Annotated in this window: 23 protein-coding genes; 14 read left to right on the forward strand and 9 right to left on the reverse strand. The window is 58.2% G+C overall.

Translation table 11 applies throughout. The annotated features are described in order from the left end of the window. The first annotated feature begins 15 nt into the window (after positions 1–15). From ACVDG4_RS21780 to ACVDG4_RS21790, 3 genes are all read left to right on the forward strand, one after another. Positions 16–843, forward strand: coding sequence for an NAD(P)H-binding protein (locus ACVDG4_RS21780; protein ID WP_447236647.1), 828 nt, complete (start codon positions 16–18; stop codon positions 841–843). A gap of 24 nt (positions 844–867) precedes the next feature. Continuing rightward, a complete protein-coding gene (locus ACVDG4_RS21785) occupies positions 868–1,293 on the forward strand; it encodes a DUF4345 domain-containing protein (RefSeq protein WP_447236648.1) in 426 nt (141 codons plus the stop codon). 752 nt (positions 1,294–2,045) lie between these two features. Continuing rightward, a complete protein-coding gene (locus tag ACVDG4_RS21790; RefSeq protein WP_447236649.1) occupies positions 2,046–2,276 on the forward strand; it encodes a GIY-YIG nuclease family protein in 231 nt (76 codons plus the stop codon). Positions 2,277–2,646: 370 nt separating this feature from the next. Here ACVDG4_RS21790 and typA read toward each other — a convergent pair whose 3' ends face one another. After that, positions 2,647–4,470, reverse strand: a complete 1,824-nt coding sequence (gene typA, locus ACVDG4_RS21795; RefSeq protein WP_447236650.1) for a translational GTPase TypA — start codon at positions 4,468–4,470, stop codon at positions 2,647–2,649. Positions 4,471–4,688: 218 nt separating this feature from the next. Here typA and ACVDG4_RS21800 point away from each other — a divergent pair, with 218 nt between their 5' ends. From ACVDG4_RS21800 to folK, 4 genes are all read left to right on the forward strand, one after another. Next, positions 4,689–5,150 (forward strand): MarR family winged helix-turn-helix transcriptional regulator, encoded by a 462-nt coding sequence (locus tag ACVDG4_RS21800; protein WP_133952355.1) that lies wholly within the window; start codon positions 4,689–4,691, stop codon positions 5,148–5,150. Next, on the forward strand, positions 5,147–6,361 hold the full coding sequence (locus ACVDG4_RS21805; RefSeq protein ID WP_447236651.1) for a multidrug effflux MFS transporter: 1,215 nt from the start codon (positions 5,147–5,149) through the stop codon (positions 6,359–6,361). The genes ACVDG4_RS21800 and ACVDG4_RS21805 overlap by 4 nt, the downstream gene beginning before the upstream one ends. 110 nt (positions 6,362–6,471) lie before the next feature. Then, the gene (gene folP / locus ACVDG4_RS21810; protein ID WP_447236652.1) at positions 6,472–7,290 is read left to right on the forward strand and encodes a dihydropteroate synthase; all 819 of its coding nucleotides are present in this window, start codon (positions 6,472–6,474) and stop codon (positions 7,288–7,290) included. Next, complete coding sequence (gene folK, locus ACVDG4_RS21815) at positions 7,291–7,821, forward strand: 2-amino-4-hydroxy-6-hydroxymethyldihydropteridine diphosphokinase (RefSeq protein ID WP_447236653.1); 531 nt, start codon at positions 7,291–7,293, stop codon at positions 7,819–7,821. Between the two features lie 47 nt (positions 7,822–7,868). On the opposite strand, the gene ACVDG4_RS21820 is transcribed toward folK, so the two are convergent. Then, positions 7,869–8,555: a hypothetical protein gene (locus ACVDG4_RS21820; RefSeq protein WP_447236654.1), complete on the reverse strand. Its 687-nt coding sequence runs from the start codon at positions 8,553–8,555 to the stop codon at positions 7,869–7,871. Between the two features lie 3 nt (positions 8,556–8,558). Further along, a complete protein-coding gene (locus ACVDG4_RS21825) occupies positions 8,559–9,779 on the reverse strand; it encodes an argininosuccinate synthase (protein ID WP_209176187.1) in 1,221 nt (406 codons plus the stop codon). 241 nt (positions 9,780–10,020) lie between these two features. Between ACVDG4_RS21825 and ACVDG4_RS21830 the strand changes: the two genes are divergently transcribed. Genes ACVDG4_RS21830 through ACVDG4_RS21840 form a run of 3 tightly spaced genes read left to right on the forward strand, consistent with a single transcriptional unit; the run spans position 10,021 to position 13,148 of the window. Next, positions 10,021–10,431: a DUF3302 domain-containing protein gene (locus ACVDG4_RS21830; RefSeq protein WP_447236655.1), complete on the forward strand. Its 411-nt coding sequence runs from the start codon at positions 10,021–10,023 to the stop codon at positions 10,429–10,431. Next, on the forward strand, positions 10,428–11,579 hold the full coding sequence (locus ACVDG4_RS21835; protein WP_447236656.1) for an HlyD family secretion protein: 1,152 nt from the start codon (positions 10,428–10,430) through the stop codon (positions 11,577–11,579). The genes ACVDG4_RS21830 and ACVDG4_RS21835 overlap by 4 nt, the downstream gene beginning before the upstream one ends. A gap of 9 nt (positions 11,580–11,588) precedes the next feature. Then, complete coding sequence (locus ACVDG4_RS21840) at positions 11,589–13,148, forward strand: efflux transporter outer membrane subunit (protein WP_447236657.1); 1,560 nt, start codon at positions 11,589–11,591, stop codon at positions 13,146–13,148. Between the two features lie 21 nt (positions 13,149–13,169). Here the strand turns inward: ACVDG4_RS21840 and ACVDG4_RS21845 are convergent, their stop codons facing one another. Then, positions 13,170–13,790, reverse strand: a complete 621-nt coding sequence (locus tag ACVDG4_RS21845; RefSeq protein ID WP_447236658.1) for a TetR/AcrR family transcriptional regulator — start codon at positions 13,788–13,790, stop codon at positions 13,170–13,172. Between the two features lie 151 nt (positions 13,791–13,941). Between ACVDG4_RS21845 and ACVDG4_RS21850 the strand changes: the two genes are divergently transcribed. Further along, positions 13,942–14,403 carry a (2Fe-2S)-binding protein gene (locus tag ACVDG4_RS21850; protein ID WP_040451073.1) on the forward strand — a complete coding sequence of 154 codons (462 nt, stop codon included), beginning with the start codon at positions 13,942–13,944 and terminating at the stop codon, positions 14,401–14,403. Positions 14,404–14,406: 3 nt separating this feature from the next. Continuing rightward, positions 14,407–16,596 carry a xanthine dehydrogenase family protein molybdopterin-binding subunit gene (locus ACVDG4_RS21855; RefSeq protein ID WP_447236659.1) on the forward strand — a complete coding sequence of 730 codons (2,190 nt, stop codon included), beginning with the start codon at positions 14,407–14,409 and terminating at the stop codon, positions 16,594–16,596. 72 nt (positions 16,597–16,668) lie between these two features. On the opposite strand, the gene ACVDG4_RS21860 is transcribed toward ACVDG4_RS21855, so the two are convergent. The 4 genes from ACVDG4_RS21860 to ACVDG4_RS21875 all read right to left on the reverse strand — a co-directional run bounded on the left by ACVDG4_RS21860 (position 16,669) and on the right by ACVDG4_RS21875 (position 20,136). Continuing rightward, positions 16,669–17,175: a hypothetical protein gene (locus ACVDG4_RS21860; RefSeq protein ID WP_409686987.1), complete on the reverse strand. Its 507-nt coding sequence runs from the start codon at positions 17,173–17,175 to the stop codon at positions 16,669–16,671. A gap of 153 nt (positions 17,176–17,328) precedes the next feature. Continuing rightward, a complete protein-coding gene (locus tag ACVDG4_RS21865; protein WP_447236660.1) occupies positions 17,329–18,003 on the reverse strand; it encodes a substrate-binding periplasmic protein in 675 nt (224 codons plus the stop codon). Positions 18,004–18,207: 204 nt separating this feature from the next. Next, entirely contained in the window at positions 18,208–19,446 is a 1,239-nt protein-coding gene (gene rlmN, locus ACVDG4_RS21870; RefSeq protein WP_409686993.1) for a dual-specificity RNA methyltransferase RlmN, read from the reverse strand. Between the two features lie 183 nt (positions 19,447–19,629). Next, on the reverse strand, positions 19,630–20,136 hold the full coding sequence (locus tag ACVDG4_RS21875; protein ID WP_133952321.1) for an invasion associated locus B family protein: 507 nt from the start codon (positions 20,134–20,136) through the stop codon (positions 19,630–19,632). A 280-nt stretch (positions 20,137–20,416) separates the two neighbouring features. On the opposite strand from ACVDG4_RS21875, the gene ACVDG4_RS21880 reads away from it, so the two are divergent. After that, positions 20,417–20,983, forward strand: coding sequence for a sigma-70 family RNA polymerase sigma factor (locus tag ACVDG4_RS21880; protein ID WP_133952319.1), 567 nt, complete (start codon positions 20,417–20,419; stop codon positions 20,981–20,983). Here the strand turns inward: ACVDG4_RS21880 and ACVDG4_RS21885 are convergent, their stop codons facing one another. Next, on the reverse strand, positions 20,984–21,529 hold the full coding sequence (locus ACVDG4_RS21885) for an RNA methyltransferase (protein WP_209176179.1): 546 nt from the start codon (positions 21,527–21,529) through the stop codon (positions 20,984–20,986). It lies immediately after the preceding gene. Between the two features lie 192 nt (positions 21,530–21,721). On the opposite strand from ACVDG4_RS21885, the gene ACVDG4_RS21890 reads away from it, so the two are divergent. Beyond that, positions 21,722–22,696: an NADPH:quinone oxidoreductase family protein gene (locus tag ACVDG4_RS21890; RefSeq protein ID WP_447236661.1), complete on the forward strand. Its 975-nt coding sequence runs from the start codon at positions 21,722–21,724 to the stop codon at positions 22,694–22,696. Positions 22,697–22,724 lie beyond the last annotated feature (28 nt).

Genomic DNA, 22,724 nt, shown 5'->3' on the forward strand with positions numbered 1-22,724 from the left:
ATCCGGAGAGGACCCATGCAAGACAAGACCATTCTCGTAGTCGGCGCGACCGGCAAGACCGGCTCCCGCATCGCCAAATCGCTTGAAGACAAAGGCATTTCCGTTCGCCGCGGATCTCGCAGCGCGCCGGTGCCGTTTGATTGGGAGCAGCCACAAACCTGGGGTCCGGCGCTTCAGGGCGTCTCGGCTGCTTATGTGTCTTACTTTCCCGACATTGCCGTACCCGGCGCTGTGGAGCAGGTCGAGGCGTTCACCAAAACTGCGAAGGATGCCGGTGTTGAAAAACTGGTGCTTTTGACCGGCCGCGGCGAGCATCACGCGGAACGCGCCGAAGAAGTTGTCCGCACGTCCGGACTTTCCTTCACCATCGTCCGTGCCGCCTGGTTTGCGCAGAATTATTCGGAAGGCGCATTGTTTGAGCCTGTCATGGCCGGTGTGCTGCCGATGCCGGGCGGTGATATCCGCGAACCGATTGTTGATGTCGATGACATTGCAGCGGTGGCGGTCGCCGCGCTGACCGAGGACGGGCATGACGGCGAACTCTACGAAGTCACCGGTCCGCGTCTGATGAGCTTTGCCGATATGGCGCAGGAACTTTCTACTGCGATCGGACGCACCGTTCAGCATCTGCCGATCTCCTTCGAAGAATTTCATGCAGAAGTTGCCCGCTCCAGCGGCGAGATGATCGCCGGTGTCATTACCGAGATCGCCCGCGAAACACTGGATGGCCGCAACGCCCATCTTACCGATGGGGTACAGCGCGCCCTTGGCCGGCCGCCGAAAGATTTTGCGGACTATGCCCGGGATGCCGCGCGCTCCGGTGCCTGGTCGGCAGCTGCCTGAAGTGTGTGAAGAAGGAGATCCATCATGCATATCCCGTGGTTTGACAGAGCAATCCTTGGCGTCGCCGGTGTGACGGCGCTCGGCATCGGCCTTGCCATCGCCGCCGTACCGGCAGGTTTTTACGCCGCCTATGACATCGTCCTTGGCGGCAATCCGAGCCTTTTGAATGAGCTGCGCGCACCGGGCGCCAACCTGGCAGCGCTTGGGGCTTTCATTCTAGCCGGAGCGTTTCTGTCCGGTGTGAGCCGGCTTTCCGCAGCGCTTGGTGCCACCGTCTTTCTTGCCTATGCCTTTGGCCGGTGTGTCAGCCTGGGTCTGGACGGCGCACCGCACAGCGGGCTGGTGACGGCGCTGGTGGTTGAGCTGGTGATTGGCGGGCTGTGCCTCTTGAGTGTGGTCCGGCAGACCAATGCAGTCCGGTTTTCAACGCTCACGCAAAGGACCGCCTGACCGGGAACTTCTCGAGCGGCCTTGATCCCGGCTCGGCGGCCGGGACGGCACAAACAGACATGGCAAAAACATGCACGGCGCAATGAGACTGCGCCAGAACCAAAAGCGCCGCGAGGACCTCCTCCGGCGTTTTTGCTGTGTCGCCTCCCGTCTGGCACAGGAGTGGCGGGGCGCGCCAGGCTTTGCCTTGCGCTACTTGTTCAAATTGTTTCTTCGGCAAAAGCTGTCACGCCCCGCCCGGGCTGTTTCTCATGGCAATGGTGGATCCGCCTTACGAACAGACGCTTGGGTGTTACCACCCCCGCACCGCGCCCTCCGCAGCCGCACCGCCCCACCCAGGTCTACGGTCCCCGGGATCATTACCACCGGACCTGCCAGGAAAGAACCGTTACCTCTTTCCCCCAGCCCCGCCCAGCCTGTTCCCTCCCAAGGGACGGTCCCCCGGAAAGCCCGTTGAACAGGCACGGGGAAAGTATACGGGCAGGGGTGAGGGGCGTGGATAAGATTATTTGCGGGGCTTTATCCGCATTACCGTCCCGGACTTGAGGAACCTGTCCTGGACCCGATCCGGGGGACCTGTCTGTCCGGCTTAGGTCCCGGCTCAGAGGCCGGGACGGCGCGGCCTTTATCGACACTCCGCCGTCATCCCATGGCTTGACCATGGGATCCATACCGTTTCCTATCAGCACATGCAGAAGCGCTATTGGGTCTACATCCTGACAACGCGCAAGGGCGGCACGCTTTAAACCGGTGTGACGAACGATCTGTGCAGACGGCTCCATGAACATACTTCGGGCATCGGGGGGCGATTCACCGCCCGCTATGCACTCAAACGGCTGGTCTGGTATGAGGAGCATGCGACCGCCATTGAGGCAATCACGCGGGAAAAGGCCATAAAACGCTGGCCTAGAGCGTGGAAAGCCGATCTGATCGAGGCCATGAACCCGGACTGGTTTGATCTCGGCCGGCACTTAAATTTGTGAGGTTTGTTTCCTGCCTGCAAGGACTTCACCACATGGAGATGTCACGGAGTGGATCCCATGGTCAGGCCATGGGATGACCGGGTGCGGGGAATGGCGTTTGCCAAGCCCGCTGCGGTTGTTCTGAAGTTGATCCAGGGATTCTCGCTCCGAGAACGCCATGGAAAAGGTAAGGCCCCAACAAACCCATCGGCTGTCATCCCCGCCTTGTGCGGGGATCCATTGGCTCCGGAGTTATCTGGAAGGGGCGGAGACGGAAGGGAGCCTAGATGGTCAAGCATGGTATGAAGGCAGGAGAATTTGATAAAAACAAAAAGCCCGGATCTTTCGACCCGGGCTTTTCAAATTCAGACCGCCTAGAAAATCAAAAAACTCAGGCGCTTTCTTTTTTCAAGGCGCGTTCCTGGCGCTTGCGCTCGTGCGGGTCGAGTTCGGCCTTGCGCAGGCGGATGCTGGATGGGGTGACTTCGACCAGCTCGTCGTCCGCGATGTAGGAGAGCGCGGCTTCCAGCGTCAGGCGGATCGGGGTGGTGAGTTTTACCGCATCGTCCTTGCCTGCAGAGCGGATGTTGGTCAGCTGCTTGCCTTTCAGGACGTTGACTTCCAGATCGTTGCCGCGGGTGTGCTCGCCCACGATCATGCCCGGATACACCTTGGTGCCCGGATCGATCATCATTGGGCCGCGGTCTTCCAGGTTGAACAGCGCGTAAGCCACGGCCTCACCCGTGCCGTTGGACAGAAGCACACCGGTGTGGCGGCCTGTGATCGGGCCCTTGTAGGCTTCATAGGCGTGGAACAGGCGGTTGAAAATCGCAGAGCCGCGCGTGTCGGACATCAGTTCGGCTTGGTAGCCGATGAGGCCGCGGGTCGGGGCGTGGAACACCAGACGGGTGCGGCCGCCGCCGGACGGTTTCATTTCCAGAAGATCGGCTTTGCGCTCCTGAAGTTTTTGAACGACGGCGCCGGAGAATTCCTCATCGACGTCGATGATGACTTCCTCGATCGGCTCCAGACGATTGCCGGCGTCGTCGAATTGATAAACGACGCGCGGACGGCCAACGCCGAGCTCAAAGCCTTCGCGGCGCATGTTTTCGATCAGGATCGCCAGCAGAAGTTCGCCGCGGCCGGAAACGATGAAGGCGTCTGGCTCGTCGGTGTCTTCCACTTTCAGCGCGACGTTGCCTTCGGCTTCCTTCATCAGGCGCTCGCGGATGACGCGGGACTGAACCTTGGAGCCTTCGGTGCCGGCGAGCGGGCTGTCGTTGACGCGGAAGGTCATGGAGAGGGTCGGCGGATCGATCGGCTGGGCCTGGATCGGCTCGTCAACACCCGGCGCGCAGAGCGTGTCGGCAACGGTTGCCTTCGTCAGCCCCGCAATTGCGACGATGTCGCCGGCTTCTCCCTTTTCGATCGGTTGACGCTCCAGACCGCGGAAGGCGAGGATTTTCGAGACACGGCCGGTCTCGATCTGCTTGCCGTCGCGCGACAGGGCCTTGATGGCCATGTTCGGGGTGGCGGTTCCGGAGACAACACGTCCGGTCAGGATGCGGCCGAGGAACGGGTCGGATTCGATTGTTGTCGCCAGCAGCTTGAATTCGCCGTCTTCGGCTTCCGGCTCGGCGACCTTGTCGAGAACCATGTCGAACAGCGGATCCATGTTGTCCTGCGGTCCGTCCGGCTCCAGCGCCATCCATTCCTGCTTGGCAGAGCCGTAAAGAACCGGGAAGTCGAGCTGGTCTTCGTTGGCATCGAGGGAAGCGAACAAGTCGAACACTTCGTCCAGAACCTCGTCGGCGCGCTGCTCCGGCTTGTCGATCTTGTTGATGGCAACGATCGGCTTCAGGCCGAGTTTCAGTGCTTTGCCAAGAACGAATTTCGTTTGCGGCATCGGGCCTTCGGCAGCGTCGACCAGAAGGATCACGCCGTCGACCATGTGCAGGATGCGCTCCACCTCGCCGCCGAAGTCGGCGTGGCCAGGGGTGTCAACGATGTTGATGCGGGTGTCTTTCCACTCCAGCGAGGTCACCTTCGCCAGGATGGTAATGCCACGTTCGCGCTCGATGTCGTTGGAGTCCATCATGCGTTCTTCGGTGCGCTGGTTGTCGCGGAACGCACCGGATTGCTTCAGGAGGACGTCGATCAGAGTGGTTTTGCCATGGTCGACGTGCGCGATGATGGCAATGTTACGCAGTTTCATGAGTAGGCTCCAAAAGACATGAAGCGGGTCCCACTGGAACCCGCAGCACATCTGGATATGAATTTCCGGGATCGGCTGCAGTCTGGTTCTGCCGGGCCGAATTTGGCGCCTTTATACGCGCAGTCCTTGAATTGTGCAATGCAGTGGTAGTTCTGCGCATTGACAGAAATGAACCTCCGCCCTAACTAGTAAGGTATCCTTATTAATTTGAGCTGTTCATGACACTACCTCCACCCAATATCGGTGTGACGATGCTGATTGTTGACTTGGCGCGCATGCTGCGCCGCCAGTTCGAGGCAGCCCTTGCCGATGTCGAGACAGGCTTGACCGTTGGCGAGGCGCGGACGTTGTTTTACGTCTGGCGGATGCCGGGTCAGCGGCAGGCGGTTTTGGCCGATGCGATGTACGTGGAACCGATGACCCTGGTGGGCTATCTCGACTCGCTCGAAAAGTCTGGGCTTATCAAGCGCCAACCCGATCCGTCCGACAAGCGTGCGAAACTGGTGCTGCTGACCGAAGACGCCGACCCGCTGCTGGAGCGCATTAGCGTTGCTCTTGAGGGGGTTCGGGCGCGAGCGCTGGAAGGTGTGATGGGGGAAGACCGCAAGGTGCTGGAAACCCTTCTTCAAAACATGAAGGATAGTCTTTTGCTGCTTTCGCCGAACGGGAAGGGCAAATGACAGCAACACCCGCCACTTTGATGAGTGCCCGCAGAACGGCACTGCTCGGCGCCGGTCTTGTGGCCGTCGGGCCCATTTCCATGGCGCTTTATACGCCGGCCATGCCGGCGCTGGTTGAGTTTTTCGGCACGACTGATGGCGCGGTGAAGCTGACCCTGACGTCCTATTTTGCCGGATTTGCCGCCACACAGCTGGTGTGCGGGCCATTGACCGACGCTTTCGGTCGCAAGCCGATCACAATCCTGTTTCTTGGCATTTATCTGATTTCCAGCGTGCTGGCGACGTTCAGCCCGACAGTAGAGTTCATGGTGGCAGCCCGTGCCCTTCAAGGGGTTGGCGCAGCGATCGGGATTTCTGTCTCGCGCGCAATTGTGCGGGATCAATTCACCGGTCAGGCGTCCGCGCGGATTATGAACACCATTGCCATGATGCTGGCGCTTGGGCCGGCGCTTTCGCCAACGATCGGCGGATTCGTGCTCGAGCTGTTCAGCTGGCGGGAAGTCTTCTGGTGCATGGTGATCTACGGCGTGGCGCTGATGGCGGCCGTGACCGTGTTTCAAGTGGAAACGAACCCATCGCCGGGCAAACATCACCTGAACCCGCGTCAGCTCGCCATCAATTACACCACGCTTTTGAAAGATCCACGGTTTCTGGCACCGGCAATCCTGATCGGCTGTGGCCTCGGCAATATCTATGCCCTCGCAACCGTGCTGCCCTTCGTGCTGATCTACGAAGTCGGCCTGTCGCCCTCTGTCTTCGGCCTCACCATGATCCTGCAGTCCGGGTCATTTATCTTCGGGACCGTGGTAACCGGTCAGCTCTTAAAGGTAACTGACGCGCACAAGCTGGTGCCCTTCGGATTGGTCATGCTTGTCGTTGCCTCTGTCTTGATGTGCGGCATGACACTGACACAAGCGCCCTCCGTGGCGTCCGTCATGGCACCCGTTGGCTTGTTCGTATTCGCCTTGGCGTTTGTTCTTCCAGCAAGTTTTACAGATTCCATGGCTCCGTTCCCGCACATTGCAGGCGCAGCTTCGTCCATGCTGGGGTTCCTTCAGTTTGGCGGCGGTGTGGCCGCGAGCCTGATCGTGGCCGTTGTCGGTGATCCTGTTCTCGGGCTTGCTTTTGTGCTTCCGGCCATGCCGGTGGTAGGCGTTGTCTGTTACCTGTTGCTCCGCGGCCAGGACACCCAGCACGCCGCAGCCGAATAACCACATCATGATTATCCCGTGTCCGCGGGATTCATTTGCTTGACCTGCCGTCAAGAGCGGGGCATCAGACGAGGCTTCTGGTCCAATTGGTGGACGATGAAGGACGACTGATGGCCAAAGCTGCTGCCTACACCTTGCCGGAGAGCCGGGCCCATGTGATGGGCATTTTGAACGTGACACCGGATTCCTTTTCCGATGGCGGCCGGTTCGATGCGACGGACAAGGCACTTGAGCATGCCCGGTCCATGATCGCCGATGGGGCCGACATTTTGGACATTGGCGCGGAAAGCACACGGCCCGGATCTGAACCGGTTGCGCTAGAGGACGAATGGTCCCGGCTTGCACCGATTTTAGAACCTGTTTGTGAGCTTGGGTGTCCGGTCTCGATCGACACCTACAAGGCGGAGATTGCGCGCCGGGCTGGTGCTGCAGGTGCCGCGCTCGTCAACGATGTCTGGGGCTTGCAAAAAGATCCGGCGATGGCCGACACGGTTGCCGAGCTTGGCGTGCCGGTCGTGATGATGCACAACCGCGATCACGCCGATGCCGATATTGATATCCTCGCTGACATGGACCGGTTCTTTGAAACGTCCATGGAATTGGCTGAGCGGGCTGGCATCGCGAAAGAAAAACAGATCCTCGACCCGGGATTTGGTTTTGGCAAAACCATTGATCAGAATTTTCTCATTTTAAACCGGCTGGAGACCCTGCAGAAGCACGGCTTGCCTATTCTTGCCGGCGCGTCGCGGAAACGCATGATCGGCGCGGTTTTGGGCGTTGAGACCGAGGAACGGCTTTTTGGCTCCATCGCCGTGCATATGACAGCCGTTATGAAGGGTGCTTCAATAATAAGAGTCCATGACGTACGTCCACATTCCGATTGTGTGCGTATATCGGAGGCAACACGATTGGAACGGAACCCCGTATAAATGACCCTCCATCAAACAAACCTTGTCACGGCCGAAGTGGCTGCACCGACCCGATGTGCCCTCGGCCTCGGGTCGAACATAGGCGACACGGCCGCGCATTTGAAAAAAGCGCTGGAGCATCTGGACGCCAGTGAAGGAATTACGGTTGTCGCCAGATCGTCCGACTACCGCACACCGCCCTGGGGGCCGGTTCCACAGGACGACTATCGGAACATTTGTGCCGTCGTCGACACCACCTTGGCGCCACAGGACTTGTTAGCGCGGTGTCTTGCCATTGAAACCGAGCTGGGCCGGGTCCGCGATGTTCGCTGGGGACCGCGGATCATTGATATTGATGTCCTGATTTACGGGACCCGGACCGTCAACGAGCCCGATCTGGAGTTGCCGCACCCTCGCATGGGAGACCGCGCCTTTGTTCTGATCCCGCTCGCTGAAATCTGGCCGGATGCGCCGCTGGCGGGCGGTCAGACAGCCGCGGATGCTCTGACAACCTGCCCCGATCAGGACGGCGTGGTGAAGATATCCGGGTGATGACCGGCCAGAGCAGTGGTGGATTGCTTTACGGCCTGAGGCTGATCTTAGGCTAAGCCTACAAAACTCTTCATGTGAAAGCGGCCATTAGCTTCGTTAGGCGCGTGGCTCTGGCCGATAGGACAGGCTTTGCGGGCGTGGCATCCGGTCCAGCATCCGGCATCTGGTGTGCCGCCGAGATACTGAAGGCACCGTGGGACGTCATAGCCTGTGTCCAATTGAATGGCGTCTACCGGGCAGGCCGTCAGGCAGGGTTTTTCCTGGCATGAGATGCAAGGACCAGGAGTGTCTCCGGGTATGGAGATGTCCAGCTCGTCGGCGGACAGAAAGGCGGCCCGGAGCCCGGCCCAAGGTCCGTATGTTGTGTGCGTGAGAAGTCCAAACGGGCTCTGGGAGAACCCTCCGCACTTCAAAGCCCATTTTTGAAACGGATGGTAAGGCGGGCCGTCAAACGGAAAGAGTGGTTCGTAGCCGAAGTCAGCGGCAAGTTTTCTCAACACCCGCCGTGTATACCGATCCATCGGATCCGATTTTCCGTCTTCAGCTTCCGGTGCTGCCTTGAAAACTGGCCATAGGCTTGGGCCGGTACTGCCGATTATCAGCAGGGTTTTGGGCGCAGAGCCGCCGCCGATCTCCGGCACATGGTCTGTGCTGTCCGGCTGAAAACCACCGATCAAAAGAAAACCCGCCGCAACAAGCTTTTCGGAAAAGCGGGTTGCGGCGGGTGTGTTCATGGCTCAGCCGAGCCGGTTGCGCTTGGCAAGCGTGCGCAGGCGCAGAGCGTTCAGCTTGATGAAGCCGGCAGCGTCTTTTTGATCGTACGCACCGTGGTCATCTTCAAAGGTCACCAGCTCTTCTGCATAGAGCGAATAAGGTGATGCACGGCCGACAACGATCACGTTGCCCTTGTAGAGTTTCAGGCGAACGGTACCGGTCACGTGCTCCTGGCTCTTGTCAATCAGGGCCTGCAGCATTTCCCGCTCAGGCGAGAACCAGAAGCCGTTGTAAATCAGCTCGGCGTAGCGCGGCATCAACTCGTCTTTGAGATGGCCTGCCCCGCGATCGAGTGTGATCGATTCCATGGCGCGGTGCGCCTGCAGCAGGATCGTGCCGCCCGGGGTCTCATAGATGCCCCGGCTCTTCATGCCGACAAACCGGTTTTCAACCATGTCCAGGCGGCCGATGCCGTTGTCACGGCCATAGTCGTTGAGCTTTGCAAACAATGTGGCCGGGGACATTTTTTCGCCGTTCAAAGAAACCGCATCGCCCTTTTCAAAGCCGATCTCGATTTCTGTGACAACGTCCGGGGCTTCGGTTGGGTCAACAGTACGCTGGAACACATAGTTCGGCGCTTCCTCGTTCGGATCTTCCAGAACCTTTCCTTCCGAAGACGAGTGCAGCATGTTGGCGTCCACTGAGAACGGGGCTTCGCCGCGCTTGTCTTTCGGCACTGGGATCTGGTTCTTCTCGGCGAAGTCCAAGAGGTCGGTCCGGGATTTGAAGGTCCAGTCCCGCCATGGGGCGATCACCTTGATGTCCGGGTTGAGCGCATAGGCGGAGAGCTCGAAGCGAACCTGGTCATTGCCTTTGCCGGTCGCGCCATGGGCAACCGCATCGGCGCCGGTTTCTTCGGCAATCTCGATCAAGCGCTTGGAAATCAGCGGACGGGCAATCGAGGTGCCGAGCAGGTAGACACCTTCATAAACGGCGTTGGCCCGGAACATCGGGAACACGAAGTCGCGAATGAATTCTTCGCGCAGGTCATCAATGTAGATTTCCTTGATGCCCATCATCTCGGCTTTTTTGCGCGCCGGCTCCAGCTCTTCTCCCTGACCGAGATCTGCCGTGAAGGTTACAACTTCGCAGCCGAGTTCGGTTTGCAGCCATTTCAGGATGATGGACGTGTCGAGGCCGCCGGAATAGGCCAGCACGACTTTCTTGATGTCACCATACGCCATTGAGGGAGGATCCAGTTCGTGAGTTGTGCGGAGAGGTCCGCTTCGTTGAAATTTTGCGGCAATTTAGCCGGTTCTATTCGCCGCGCAAGCCCCAGAAGCGCGCAAAGGACTGCCGTTTCAAAGATCCTTCACTTGAAACACGCGTGGAGCGGGCCGCAAAGAGGGTTGCAATTGCCAGCCGGGCGTTTGAGGGTGTCGGAAGAGCGGGGCCAAACCATGTGGGGGCTGGCGCGGAGGACCCATGAACCTGATTGATTTCAAGCTCGATGGCTATGACTACCTGACCTTCTTGATCGGTGTTCTCGCGGTTGTCGCCTTCTTCTATGTCATGATCACGCTGGGCGGGCTTCCTGGCAAACTCGCGGAGAAGCGCAAGCACCCGCATGCTGAATCCGTGAAACTGGGCGGTTGGATTGGCCTGTTTACGGTCTTTCCCTGGATCCACGCGTTGATGTGGTCCTATCACGACTCCCTGACGATCGACATTCGCAAGTTGCCGAAGGGGGGGGAGATCAAGGCAAACGAAGGCGCCGGGGATGGAGGGGCGGATCAGTTGTCAGCGACGCCGGTCCTGTCCAGTGCCACCGGTGAAGCCGAGGCTCAGGTCAGCGCGCAATCAGAAGAGCTGCCCAAGTCCGGGGGCGCGGCATGACGATTGCCCTTCTGATCCTTGGGGCCTATGGCATCTTTGCCTGGCTGGTTTTCTACAAGTTCAAACTTCTGAAGTTCAACGTTGCCTGGGGTGTGGTGACCTTCTGGGTTGGGTTTCACGTCCTGTTTCTTCTGGTCGTGTTCCTGCGCTTCTTCGCGCCTTACACGATTGACGGACATGTGATCCGCCAGACGATCCAGATCGCACCCCGGCTGCCGCATCCAACCTTGTTGCAAGAGGTGTTCGTCACTCAGAACCAGCCGGTCAAGAAGGGCGACAAACTCTATCAGTTTGAATCGACGCTCTATGACGCCCAGCTCGCAGAGGCGCAGGCGAATCTGGTCGAGGCCCAGCAAAATGCGTTGATCCTTCAAGAGGATGTCGTTCTTGCGCAGGATCAGTTGGCTCAGGCTGAGGCCAATGAAACCTTCGCGGCTGAGCAAGTCAAGCGCTACACGGATCTTGTTCCGAAAGGCGGTGCCCGCCAGGAAACGCTAGATCAATGGACGGCACAATTGGCTGGGGCAAAAGCGCAGGTGGCCGAGGCCGAGGCGAATGTGACAAAAGCGCAGCTCGCTGTCGCGGCGCAAATCGATGGTGTGAATGCCCAGGTGGCGGCGGCGCGGGCCCAGGTCGACCAGGCACAATATTATGTTGATCAGACGACGATCTATGCGCCGGAGGATGGCCGGATCATCAGCCAGCAGGCGCGGCCTGGACTTGTTGTTGGCGGCTTCCGGATTGCGTCAATCGCCGCCTTTGTTGCAGACGCAAATCCTTATTTTCTTGGAACCTTTTATCAGGAACACCTGAAATTCGTGGAGCCCGGCCAGCCGGTTGAGGTTGCCCTCGATATTTATCCCGGTCAGGTGTTTACCGGAAAAGTGAAGGCGATTTGGGAAGGAACCGGGCAAGGTCAGATCAAGCCGAGCGGAAATGTGCCGAACTTCCTGTTCATGCATCCGCAGGGGCGGTTTGCGGTTGAGATCGTGATGGATGAAGATCCGGCGCTGAAGCGATTTCCGGGCGGCGCTCATGGAGCTGCAGCGATCTATACGGGCGGCGGCGGAGAATGGGTGTCTGTGCTGCGCCGGGTCAATATGCGGTTGTATGCCTGGGTGAATTTCATCATCCCGTTTGATGTGTAGGTGGTGACGGTGAGCGTGTTTCGACAATTGGGTTTGGTCGCAAGCCTTGCAGGCGCCGCTTTCTTGTCCGGGTGTATGGTCGGTCCGGATTTTGAGCGCCCCGAGGCGCCGGTGCTCGACAGCTGGAGCAAGGGCGCAAACCTTACCGTTGATCACCGCACCGGCTTTACAACCCGCAGCGCTGCCTCCGTGCCGTGGTGGCATGTTTTCAAGGATGAAACGCTGAATGGCCTGATTGCTGAGGCCTACCGCCAGAACGTTGAACTGCAGGCAGCGGGTGTCCGGGTTTACCAGGCGCGCGCTCAGCTCGGTATCGCGCGCGGCGAGCTGTTTCCTCAGGTCCAGAAGTTGAAAGGGAACTCGGAGAACATCCGGTTCAGCACGCAGGATCCGATCATCCGCGACCTTGAGCGCGCCGGGCTGGTGGACAGTCATATCTCGCGCGTTTCTGCAGGATTTGATGCGGCCTGGGAAATTGACATCTGGGGCAAGATCCGCCGGGACGTTCAATCCGCCAAGGCCAACTTGAACGCCAACCTGGCGTCCTACGACGATGCGTTGGTGACGCTCACCGGGGATATTGCGGCGACATACGTAACCATTCGGGAGTTGCAGCAACTCGTCGCCTCGAGCCGGAAAAATGCCGCGCTTCAAAAAAAGTCTCTGAACCTCACGCAGCTCCGGCTGGAAAATGGCGTTGCATCCCAGTTGGATGTTCATGAAGCGACCGTTCTTTACAACAATACCCTGGCAGCCATTCCGGGCTATGAGGCGGAACTTGCGCAGGCCTACAACGCCATGAGTGTGTTGTTGAGCGAGCCGCCAGGTAAAATGAAAGCCCGTTTTTCTGGCCGGTCTGACTTTCCCCGGGTGCCGGCGGAGGTCGCGATCGGCGTTCCGGCGGACATGCTGCGCCGCCGGCCCGACATTCGCCAAGCCGAGTACATCGCAGCTGCCCAATCGGCACAAATCGGTGTGGCGAAGGCAGATCTCTTCCCGGCATTTACCATTGCCGGGGCGATCGGTGTACGGGCAGATGATTTTTCAAATCTCTTTACTGGCGGTGCAACAACGGCCCTCTTCAATCCCGGTTTTTCCTGGAATTTCCTGAATTACGGCCGGATTCAGAACAATGTCCGGGTGCAGGATGCCAAGTTTCAGGAAGCCTTGTTGAACTATGAAAACACGGTGCTGTCCGCTTATGCGGAAGTGGAAAACGCGCTGACCGGGTTCTTACGGTCCAAGCAGCAAGCGCTTTACCTTCGGCGGAGTTTGAGGGCGGCTCGCAGTTCTGTCGGCGAGGTGGAAGCCCAATATGAAGACGGCACTGCGTCCTACAATCGCGTGGTCGATGCGCAAAAGAGCCTGCTTGTGGCCGAAGAACGGCTGATTGCTGCGGAAGCGAATGTGCTGACCAACCTCGTTGCAGTTTACAAGGGGCTCGGCGGTGGCTGGGCGCCAGAGAATGTCCGCGGTCTCATGTCAGATGAAACCCGGGCTCAAATGGCGGACCGGACACGCTGGGGACAGCTTCTGGATAACCCTGTGGGACCTTCGGGAAAAAGCTAGGATCAGGACCCGATGGGCTGATCAAGCAGACTTTTTTGCGGCTTCAGTTTCCGGTGCAGCATATTGCGCCAGGAACAGATCGACACTTTCGTTGATGATCTTGTCCATCTCATCCCGTTCGGCGACCCGATTTGCATAGATGTTCGGAAAAAAGCTGCGCGACTTGATGAGGCCGAGAAACTGCTCTGCCGCAACGGCCGGATCTCGAACCGACAAACGCCCATCGGATGTCGCCCGCTCCATGAACTCTGCGAAAATGCTGAGCTTGGTCATGCGGGCGTTCATGTCCGCCGCCAGTTCTGGATCCCGGATCGTTTCGCTCATCACCATGCGGGCAAGGTTCATGAAGCACGGAGAAACCATCAGCTCGCCCTCGGCCCAGCCGAGTTCGATCAAGGCATCGCGGATCGGTTTGTCCCGGTCATAAGGGACTTCAAGCGCTGAATTGACCTGGTCTGCCAGGCATTGGTTGATCGCTTTGAAAAGCGTTTCCTTGCTTTCAAAGTGATTGTAGACGGTCCGTTTGGAAACCTGCGCCCGTTCCGAAATCCGGTCCATGCTTGCACCGGCAAAACCTTTTTCCTGGAACTCGGCGATGGCCGCTTCGACGATTTGTTTCTTTTTCTGGTCGGATACCGACATTGTTTACCCAGCGCTTCTTATCGCTCTTTAATCCCAAAATTTGAGCCCTATGTAAACTAGGGCGTTTACAGATGCAGATCTAGAGATTACACTGCACAGTGTAGTTTACATCCTTCAGCCAGTCTAGGCCAGCCAAGGGAGACGCCTCCTCATGTCTGTAACTTTGAAAATTAACGGGGAAACGCGCACGCTTGATGCGGATCCCGAGAGCCCTCTGCTGTGGGCTCTGCGCGACGAGCTCGGAATGACCGGCACCAAATTCGGGTGCGGCATCGCATCATGCGGTGCTTGCACGGTCCACTGGGACGGTATGCCGATCCGCTCCTGCCAAACCATGGTCGGTGACCTTGAGGGCGCCGAAATCACTACAATCGAAGGCGTGAACGGGAAAGCTGCCAAAGCCGTTCAGGAAGCCTGGAACGAGCTGGACGTGCCGCAGTGCGGGTACTGCCAGTCCGGTCAGATCATGGCAGCCACGGCGCTTCTGACCGACACCCCAAAACCGACCGACGAAGACATCGACGCAGCCATGGACGGGAACGTCTGCCGCTGTGCGACCTACGCCCGGATCCGCAAGGCAATCCATGCCGCAGCCGACAAGATGGAGGCCTAAGCCATGTTGCATCTCCTCCAAAAACCTCTTGAAGCCCCAAAGCCGAGCCGCCGCACATTCCTGAAAATGTCAGCCGGTGCAGTTGGTGGTCTGATCATTGCCGCCAAGATGCCAAACGCGGCGAAAGCCGCTGCCGATGCGGGTGAATTCGTTCAGCCGTTTGTGCACATCCGACCGGACAACACGGTCGTGGTCCTGTCCAAACACCTCGACAAGGGTCAGGGCACGGCAAACGGTCTGGCAACATTGGTTGCTGATGAACTCGACGCATCTCACGAGCAAATTGTGCTGGAGCTGGCCCCGTCCAACCCACAACTTTATGCCAACAGCCTGTTCGGCGTTCAGGGCACGGGCGGGTCTACAGCCATGCCGAATGCCTTCATGCAGTACCGCCAGGCGGGTGCAGCCGCAAAGGCGATGGTTGTCTCCGCGGCTGCCAAGGAATGGGGCGTGCCGGCCGGTGAAATCACCGTTTCCGGGGGTGTTGTTTCTCATTCCTCCGGCAAATCTGCAACGCTCGGTGAGCTTGCAGGTTTGGCAGCAAACGAAGATGTTCCGGCGGAACCGGTACTGAAAACACCGGACCAGTGGGTCTATATCGGCAAGTCTTTCCCGCGGAAGGACGTCAAGAACAAAACGGTCGGTGCGCCGAACACCTACACCATCGACTTCAATCGTGAGGGAATGCTGACCGCAACAGTTGCGCGTTCGCCGCGGTTTGGCGGCACGGTCAAGTCCTTCGATGCGACTGAAGCCAAGAAGGTCGCAGGTGTCGTCGACATTTTCCAGATCCCGAATGGCGTTGCCGTGGTTGCAGAAAGCACCTGGCCGGCCATCAAGGCACGCGAACTTCTGGAGATCGAGTGGGACGACAGTGCGGCTGAGACCCGCTCCACCGACGCGATGATGACCGAACTCAAGGACATGACCACCAAGCCGGGCCTCAAGGTTCGCGAAGATGGCGATGTCGATGCCGCCTTGGACGCGTCGGCGAAGGTCATGGAAATCGACTACGATTTCCCATTCCTTGCCCATGGAGCCATGGAGCCGCTGGATATAGTCGGCGAGTTCGACGGTGAAACAGCACAGTTCTGGTTTGGCTCGCAAATCCCGACCATCGACCACAACGTTGCCTCCACCATCCTCGGCATTCCTTTCGAGAATGTCAGCATCAACACGCTGTGGGCCGGCGGGTCCTTTGGACGCCGGGCGCAGGGGGATGCACACCCAGTCTCGGAGATTTCCTTCCTGTTGAAGGCGATGCGGGAAGCCGGCATGGAGCCGCGGCCGGTGAAGATCGTCTGGACACGTGAAGACGACATGGCTGGCGGTTACTACCGCCCAATGTCAGCCCACAAGATCAAGGTTGGTCTCGACGGCGACGGCAACGTCACGGCGGTGAAATACAACATCGCGGCGAAGTCCATCATCAAGGGCACTGCCTTTGAGCCGATGCTGATGCCGAATGGTGTGGATCACAACATGACCGAAGGGGCATCCGACACGACCTATTCGTTCCCGATGATGAACATGGATCAGGCATTCCAGGAAACGCCGGTGCCGGTTCTATGGTGGCGGTCCGTGGGGCACACCCACACAGCCTATGTCATGGAAACGATGATCGACCGGATCGCAAAGGAAACCGGCAAAGACCCGGTGGCTCTGCGCCTTGAGCTTCTCAAGGACGATCAGCGCAAGACGAATGTGTTGAAGCTGGCTGCCGAAAAGGCCGGTTGGGACACGCCGTTGCCGGAGGGCCGTCACCGCGGCGTTGCCGTTCACAAGTCCTTCGGGTCTTATGTGGCGGAAGTCGTCGAGATTTCCTTCCGCGAGGATGGAACGGTCAAGGTGGAAAAGGTCACGGCAGCTGTCGACTGCGGAGTGCCTGTTAACCCGGACAACATCCGTGCACAGGTTGAAGGCGGAATTGGATATGGTCTCGGTGCAATCCTGCGCAACCAGGTGACGCTCTCCGACGGGTATGTCGAAGAGACAAACTTCGACACCTACGAGTCGCTGCGCATTTCCGACATGCCAGAAATCGAGGTGCATATCGTTGCCTCGACCGAATCTCCGACCGGCATCGGCGAACCGGGAACACCGCCAATTGGCCCGGCTGTGGCCAATGCAATCGCGGCCGCAAAGGACGAGTGGATCACAAGTCTGCCGTTCACGAAAGCCGGTCTGGTCTAGGACGAATCAGATCACGAATGCGAAAGGCCGCCCTTGAGGCGGCCTTTTTGCGGTTATGGGATCAGAGCGCTGTTACGCCCTGCGCAGAGCAACGATCCCGGCAACGGCAAGGCCGTACAGCAAGTGCCCAAAGAACGAGGCAAATGCCAGATCCCCAAAACCCAGAAACGCTGGAAAGCCGGCGACCAGGTGCGCCATCACATACATGGCAAAGATCCAAAGGCCGATGCCAAAGCCTGCGCCTGTCAGTGACCAGGGAAACTCGACCGGCAGAAGCCGGGCGATGGGTTGCGCGACAAAAAGGTATCCGAGTGGATAGATAATGAGACCGGTTGCTATGTGGATCGTCTCGGCCAGAAAACTGGAGGATATCCCGAAACTGGATTTGATAAGGCCCGCAGGCTCCAAGGGTCCTCCGATTAAAAGAGGTGTTACACCCCGCGCCCAAACTTCCCAGACACCGGTGGCAACCAAGCCGGCGAGAAGCAGAGTGATGGTTGTGGCTGGGGTAAGAGGAGGGAGGAGGTGCGGCGCACTTGGCTCGCGGCGGCGGGAGCCGCTGTAATCAATACTCGTCATGACGATCTCCGGGGGTTTCTGTTCGGCAGAAAAGCCGGGACCAACCCCGGCAACCCGTGAAATGGGGATTCAAAGCGTCACGTTCAACTCACAGATGAGTTAGGAACTGATCGGTTTGGCAAAGCACTTATGCGTCCGACGCAACTCTTCCTGTCATGATCCCAAACCGTACCGCTCAAGTATCATTTGAAGAGAGCCATCGGACCGCATCACGTCAAACGCCTCCCGGATCGGCCGAAGTATTTCTTCAGGCGTTTCGAGAGTTGCAGCAATGGAAACGTCGAACCGGTCCAGAACTTCGCCCGGAACCAATCGCTCCGGATCGAGCCCCTCTCGTTCCATCGACCAGAGCGCCAGCATTCTGAAACTGATCATTGCGTTCGAGTTGCCATACGCCAACATTTTCACCATGGAAAAATTGTCTGGCGCGACGTCCAGATTTTGAAGCCCCAGCCGGATCCCGAGTTCTTCCATCGCAGATCCGCCCTGTACTGTGATGCTTGGGAGTTTGCGCGCAGCCTCGAGTGTCAGGATGGGACCGCCGTCAATGGTGTAAAGGCGGACTTCTTCGGTGAGGATCGGGACGACCCATTTGTATCGCGTCTCGCGGTCCGGCGTGCGCGCCAATGGCGCCATCAGGACGTTTTCGCCCTGTTTCAGGGTCTCCATGGCTCTGCGCCAAGGCAGCGAAACGATTTCCAAAGGAGCGTCCAGACGCGACAGAAGTTCGCGCACCACGTCAATGACAAATCCGGTTCGGCCTTCATCAGATGGCAGGGAGTAGGGCGGCACTTCCGCGGTTACAAATATATATCGTTGGGCAGCCATAGACGTCGTCAGCGGACCAAAGCCGAGGCTTGAACAAATCCCGAATACAATATGTCTGCGTGTAACTCGCCTTGCGGCCATATTCTGTCACCCAGCAACCCTACATTGATTGTAGTTGGTGCACGGGCGTTTGCTGGCAAGGTGGAAGCAACAATCCTACGGTTTGATCCACTGGATACCGGGACGAGATTGTCCCGGCTTTCTTCAATATACCGCGGCCTTTTTTGCCGCCAATGCATCCCGGTCCTTCTTGCGCATGCGCTCAGAGGCTGATTTCAGCTGCCCGCAGGCGGCAAAGATATCGCGGCCGCGCGGGGTGCGGATCGGAGAGGCGTAACCGGCCCTGTTGACGATGTCTGCGAATTCCTCGATCCGCTCCCAGTCGGAACAGGCATATTGGGAGCCCGGCCATGGGTTGAACGGGATCAGATTGATTTTCGCCGGAATGCCTTTGAGCAACCGAACCAGCTCCAGCGCGTCTTCGTTGCTGTCGTTGATGTCTTTCAGCATAACGTATTCAAAGGTGATGCGTTTGGCGTTCGACAGGCCTGGATAGTTGCGGCAGGCGTCCAGAAGTTCCTTGATGTTCCACTTCTTGTTGATCGGCACCAGGATGTCGCGATCCTCGTCCCGAACAGCATGGAGGGAAATTGCCAGCATGCAGCCGATCTCGTCACCTGTGCGGAAAATCTCCGGGACAACGCCGGATGTCGACAGGGTGATCCGTCGTTTGGAGAGCGACAGTCCGTCCCCATCTGAGGCGATGAGCAGGGCCTTTTTGACGTTCTCGAAATTATAGAGCGGCTCGCCCATGCCCATCATGACGATGTTGGTGACCAGACGGCCTTCGGACGGCACGATCGCGCCTTGCGGCGTATGTGCATCCGGAAAATCTCCAAGCCGGTCGCGAGCGATTAGTATCTGGGACAGGATCTCTTCAGATGTCAGATTGCGGACCAACTTTTGGGTGCCGGTATGGCAGAAGGTGCAGGTGAGGGTGCAGCCGACCTGGGACGACACACAAAGCGTGCCACGGCCTTCTTCCGGGATGTAAACGGTTTCGACTTCGACAGGGTTTCCGGCGCCGCGCGGCGGAAACTGGAACAGCCACTTGCGGGTGCCATCAACGGAGATCTGTTCCGACACGATTTTCGGACGGGCGATGGTGAACGCCTCATCCAGCTTGGCGCGCAAATCCTTGGCGATGTTCGTCATTTCCGCGAAGTCGGAAACGCCGCGCACATAAAGCCAATGCCACAGCTGCGACGACCGCATACGCCATTGCTTTTGCGGCACGCCGATCGTTCCCAGAGCTTCGCCAAGTTCCTCGCGCGACAGGCCGATGAGCGTCGGCTTGTCTTCATCTGCGCCCGGAGTTGCTGCAATGCCTGTAACTGTTTGCGCGTTGGGATTTTCCCGCGCGATGTCGAGCGTAACCGCCATTTTGTGATCCGTTTTTTGTCCGGCCACGAAAGCGTGCCGCCTGCCGCGGCGGCGCTGATGCCGGTTCACCTGTTATTGTCAGGGAAATGCTGACGGTCTCAAAACCACAAAGCGCCCGGAAAATCAAGTTTTCCGAGCGCAACGGAGCTATGCGTGAAGCCGTCCGGGAGACGATGCCTGCCGTTAGCGGCAGGCCTGACTTGCTGTGTCGATGGCGGCAGTCACGCCGGAGAGCGAAAACTTGTAGGTTGTCCGTGTCCCCCGGCTGGATTCACCATTTACGGACATCTCACGGCCAGCCTTCATCGCGGCAACCAACTGAGCCTCCGTGGCGGCGTTTTCGACCCAGGCGCCGTCATTGTTGGTGAACAAGGTAAAGCCTTGTCCGTCCACATCCACACTGACAGACGACTTGTCCTTAAACGGATAACCGACCAGCAGGCTCGGCTCAGAACTGACACCTTCGGCCGGACGGGACGTCACGAAGAAGAAGACATCGCCGTGGTTTCTGTCGCCGGGAAGCATCGTCGTTGGTTTGGTCAAAGCGTAACAAACTTTGCCGCTGCCACTCGTCAACGCGTAGGCCGCCCAATCCCTGTGCTGTTTCAACAGCGTCGGGGTCTGTGCGAACGCTACCGCAGTTGAGGCGGCGAAACCTGCCAGGGCCAGTACCAGCGTTTTTGCTTTCATGATCTCCACACCGTTTGGTTTGGGGTTCCGGTCAAATTTAATTCAATTGCCGACACACATATAAACGTTGCTTTAATGATAACTTAAAGCGGGTTACGAAAGGGTTGAAGCCCCAAAGCCGACAATTCCTTTCTTTAGAATGCAAAGGCGCGCCCTCGCGAATGTTCATCATTGCCTCTCGCGAGAAAACAGGGCGACAGTGTGGCGATGTTGCTGTTCCCTCTTCCGAATTGCGCCGAACCTGCTAAACAGAGGGGACTGAAGTGGAGTTGATTGGCCTTTGGCACAAACGCAATATTTTTCCGATCTGATTGTTAAGGTCGCGACAAGCCGGGATAAAGCGGCGTTTGTCGAGCTGTTCGATCATTTCGCACCGCGTCTGAAAGGCTACCTGATGAAACAGGGCGCCGATGACGCCGTTGCCGAAGAAGTCGCACAAGACGTCATGGTGACACTATGGCGCAAGGCTGACCTGTTTGATCCACGCAAGTCGTCTGCAAGCACCTGGTTGTTTCGTATCGCCAGGAACCGCCGGATTGACCGGTTGCGGCGGCAAAAAACCGCAGAGCTGGATCCGGAAGAACCCGCATTGCAGCCAACGCCGCTTCCCGATGTTGCTGATGAAATGGATGCCCGGCTCCGCGAAGAGCGCGTGAGAGCCGCGATGGCCTCGCTTCCCGATGAGCAAAAAGAAGTCGTGCGCCTTGCGTTTTTCATCGGGCTGTCGCACAGCGAGATTTCCGACCAGACAGGCTTACCGCTTGGAACGGTAAAATCTCGTATTCGTCTCGCCTTTGGCCGGCTCCGTCAGCTGATAGAGGCTGACGAAGCTGTCGACGTGAACTGATCAATTCCCCGGAACAACCCGCCCGGTCCGACTGATTGGGCCGCCGCTGACATGCTTTGGGCGTTCAACAGTCGGGGCACCAGACGACACGGCCCTGTCCGCATACCGGCCCAGGGCACGGTGCCGGTCATACATGACGATAGCGCCAGCCATGGCGACATTGATGCAGAACTTCGTCGGAATTTTCACCACATGATCGCAGCGTTCAAGCATTTGCGGTGAAAGTGACCCTCGTTCTGGGCCCAGCACATAGGCGGCCTGCAGGGGATGACCGAAGCTTGGCAGGTCGATGGACTCGTCCGTCAGTTCGATCCCGACCAGCTGGCAGCCGCGGGGAAGGTCCATGGTGTCCACGCTGTCCCAGTCAAAAGTCGGCAAATGTCCCGGGCTTTTGGAAGTGTCCGATTTAGGGGCCCTGCGGATCTTCTGTTCGGCGTCCACGGTGAAGAAGAAGCTCGCACCAAAGGCATGAGCGGACCGCATCAGCGTTCCAAGGTTCATCCGTTTTGACAGGCCTTCGGCTCCGACCGCGAAATATCCGCGCATTTTTCTTCCGTTCTTCGTTCATTATGATGGATTTCCGGTCTCATACCCGAAAGCCGTCGCAGTTTGAACCTTTGCCGGCAGGATCAATTGCCGACCTTGCCAGCCGTTACGACTTTTGAGCCAGTTCCCCTGTCTTTCATGGCTTGCTAAGCATAGACAACGTATCAGAGTTCCTGATTGAGAGAGTGACCCGTGAAAGCTTGTATTTGCCCGTCCTACGGCCCGCCATCAAATCTCGTCATCGAGGAACTCGCAGATCCGGTGGCCGCAACTGGCGAAGTCGTCGTTGCCGTAAAGGCCTGTGCGCTCAACTTCTTCGACACCCTGATCATTCAGGGCAAATACCAGTTCAAGGCCGAGCCGCCGTTTTCTCCGAGCGCGGAATTCGCCGGGATTGTCGAACAGGTCGGCGATGGTGTCACGGAATTTGCCGTCGGTGACCGGGTAATGGGCTACATGGTTTTTGGAGCGGCGCGGGAAAAAGTGGTCATCATGCCGGATTCTCTGGTCAAAATGCCTGACGACATTTCGTTCGAGACCGCTGCCGGTCTCACAGTCACTTATGGCACGACCCTCCATGCGTTCCGCGACCGGGCCGACCTCAAGGCAGGGGAAACTGTCGCGGTTCTCGGGGCATCCGGTGGTGTTGGTCAGGCCGCCGTCGAGATCGCATCGATCATGGGCGCCAAGGTGATCGCCTGTGCCTCGTCGGAAGAAAAACTCGCCTTTGCAAAATCTCTTGGGGCTGATGAGTTGGTCGATTACTCCAATGCCTCGCTCAAGGACACCTTGAAGGAGCTCACTGGCGGCGCCGGTGTCGATGTCGTCTATGATCCGGTTGGTGGAGATCTCGCCGAACAAGCGCTTCGGGCGACCGCTTGGGAAGGGCGCTTCCTGGTGATCGGTTTTGCCTCGGGGGATATTCCGAAAATCCCGCTTAACCTCACCCTTTTGAAAGGCTGCGACATCCGGGGTGTATTCTGGGGCGCGGCGATCAAGAAAGATCCGGACGGCCACAAAGCCAATATGCGCCAGCTGCTGGCCTGGGTGAGTGAGGGCAAGCTCAAGCCGCACATTCACGCTGTTTATCCATTTGAGAAGATAGGAACGGCGCTGGATGAAATTGCGGCACGGAAGGTGTTTGGCAAGGTTATTCTCGTGCCGTAGTCTGGCGGAATTACCGTCCATTACTCAG

The sequence above is a fragment of the Roseibium sp. MB-4 genome, assembly GCF_053005265.1.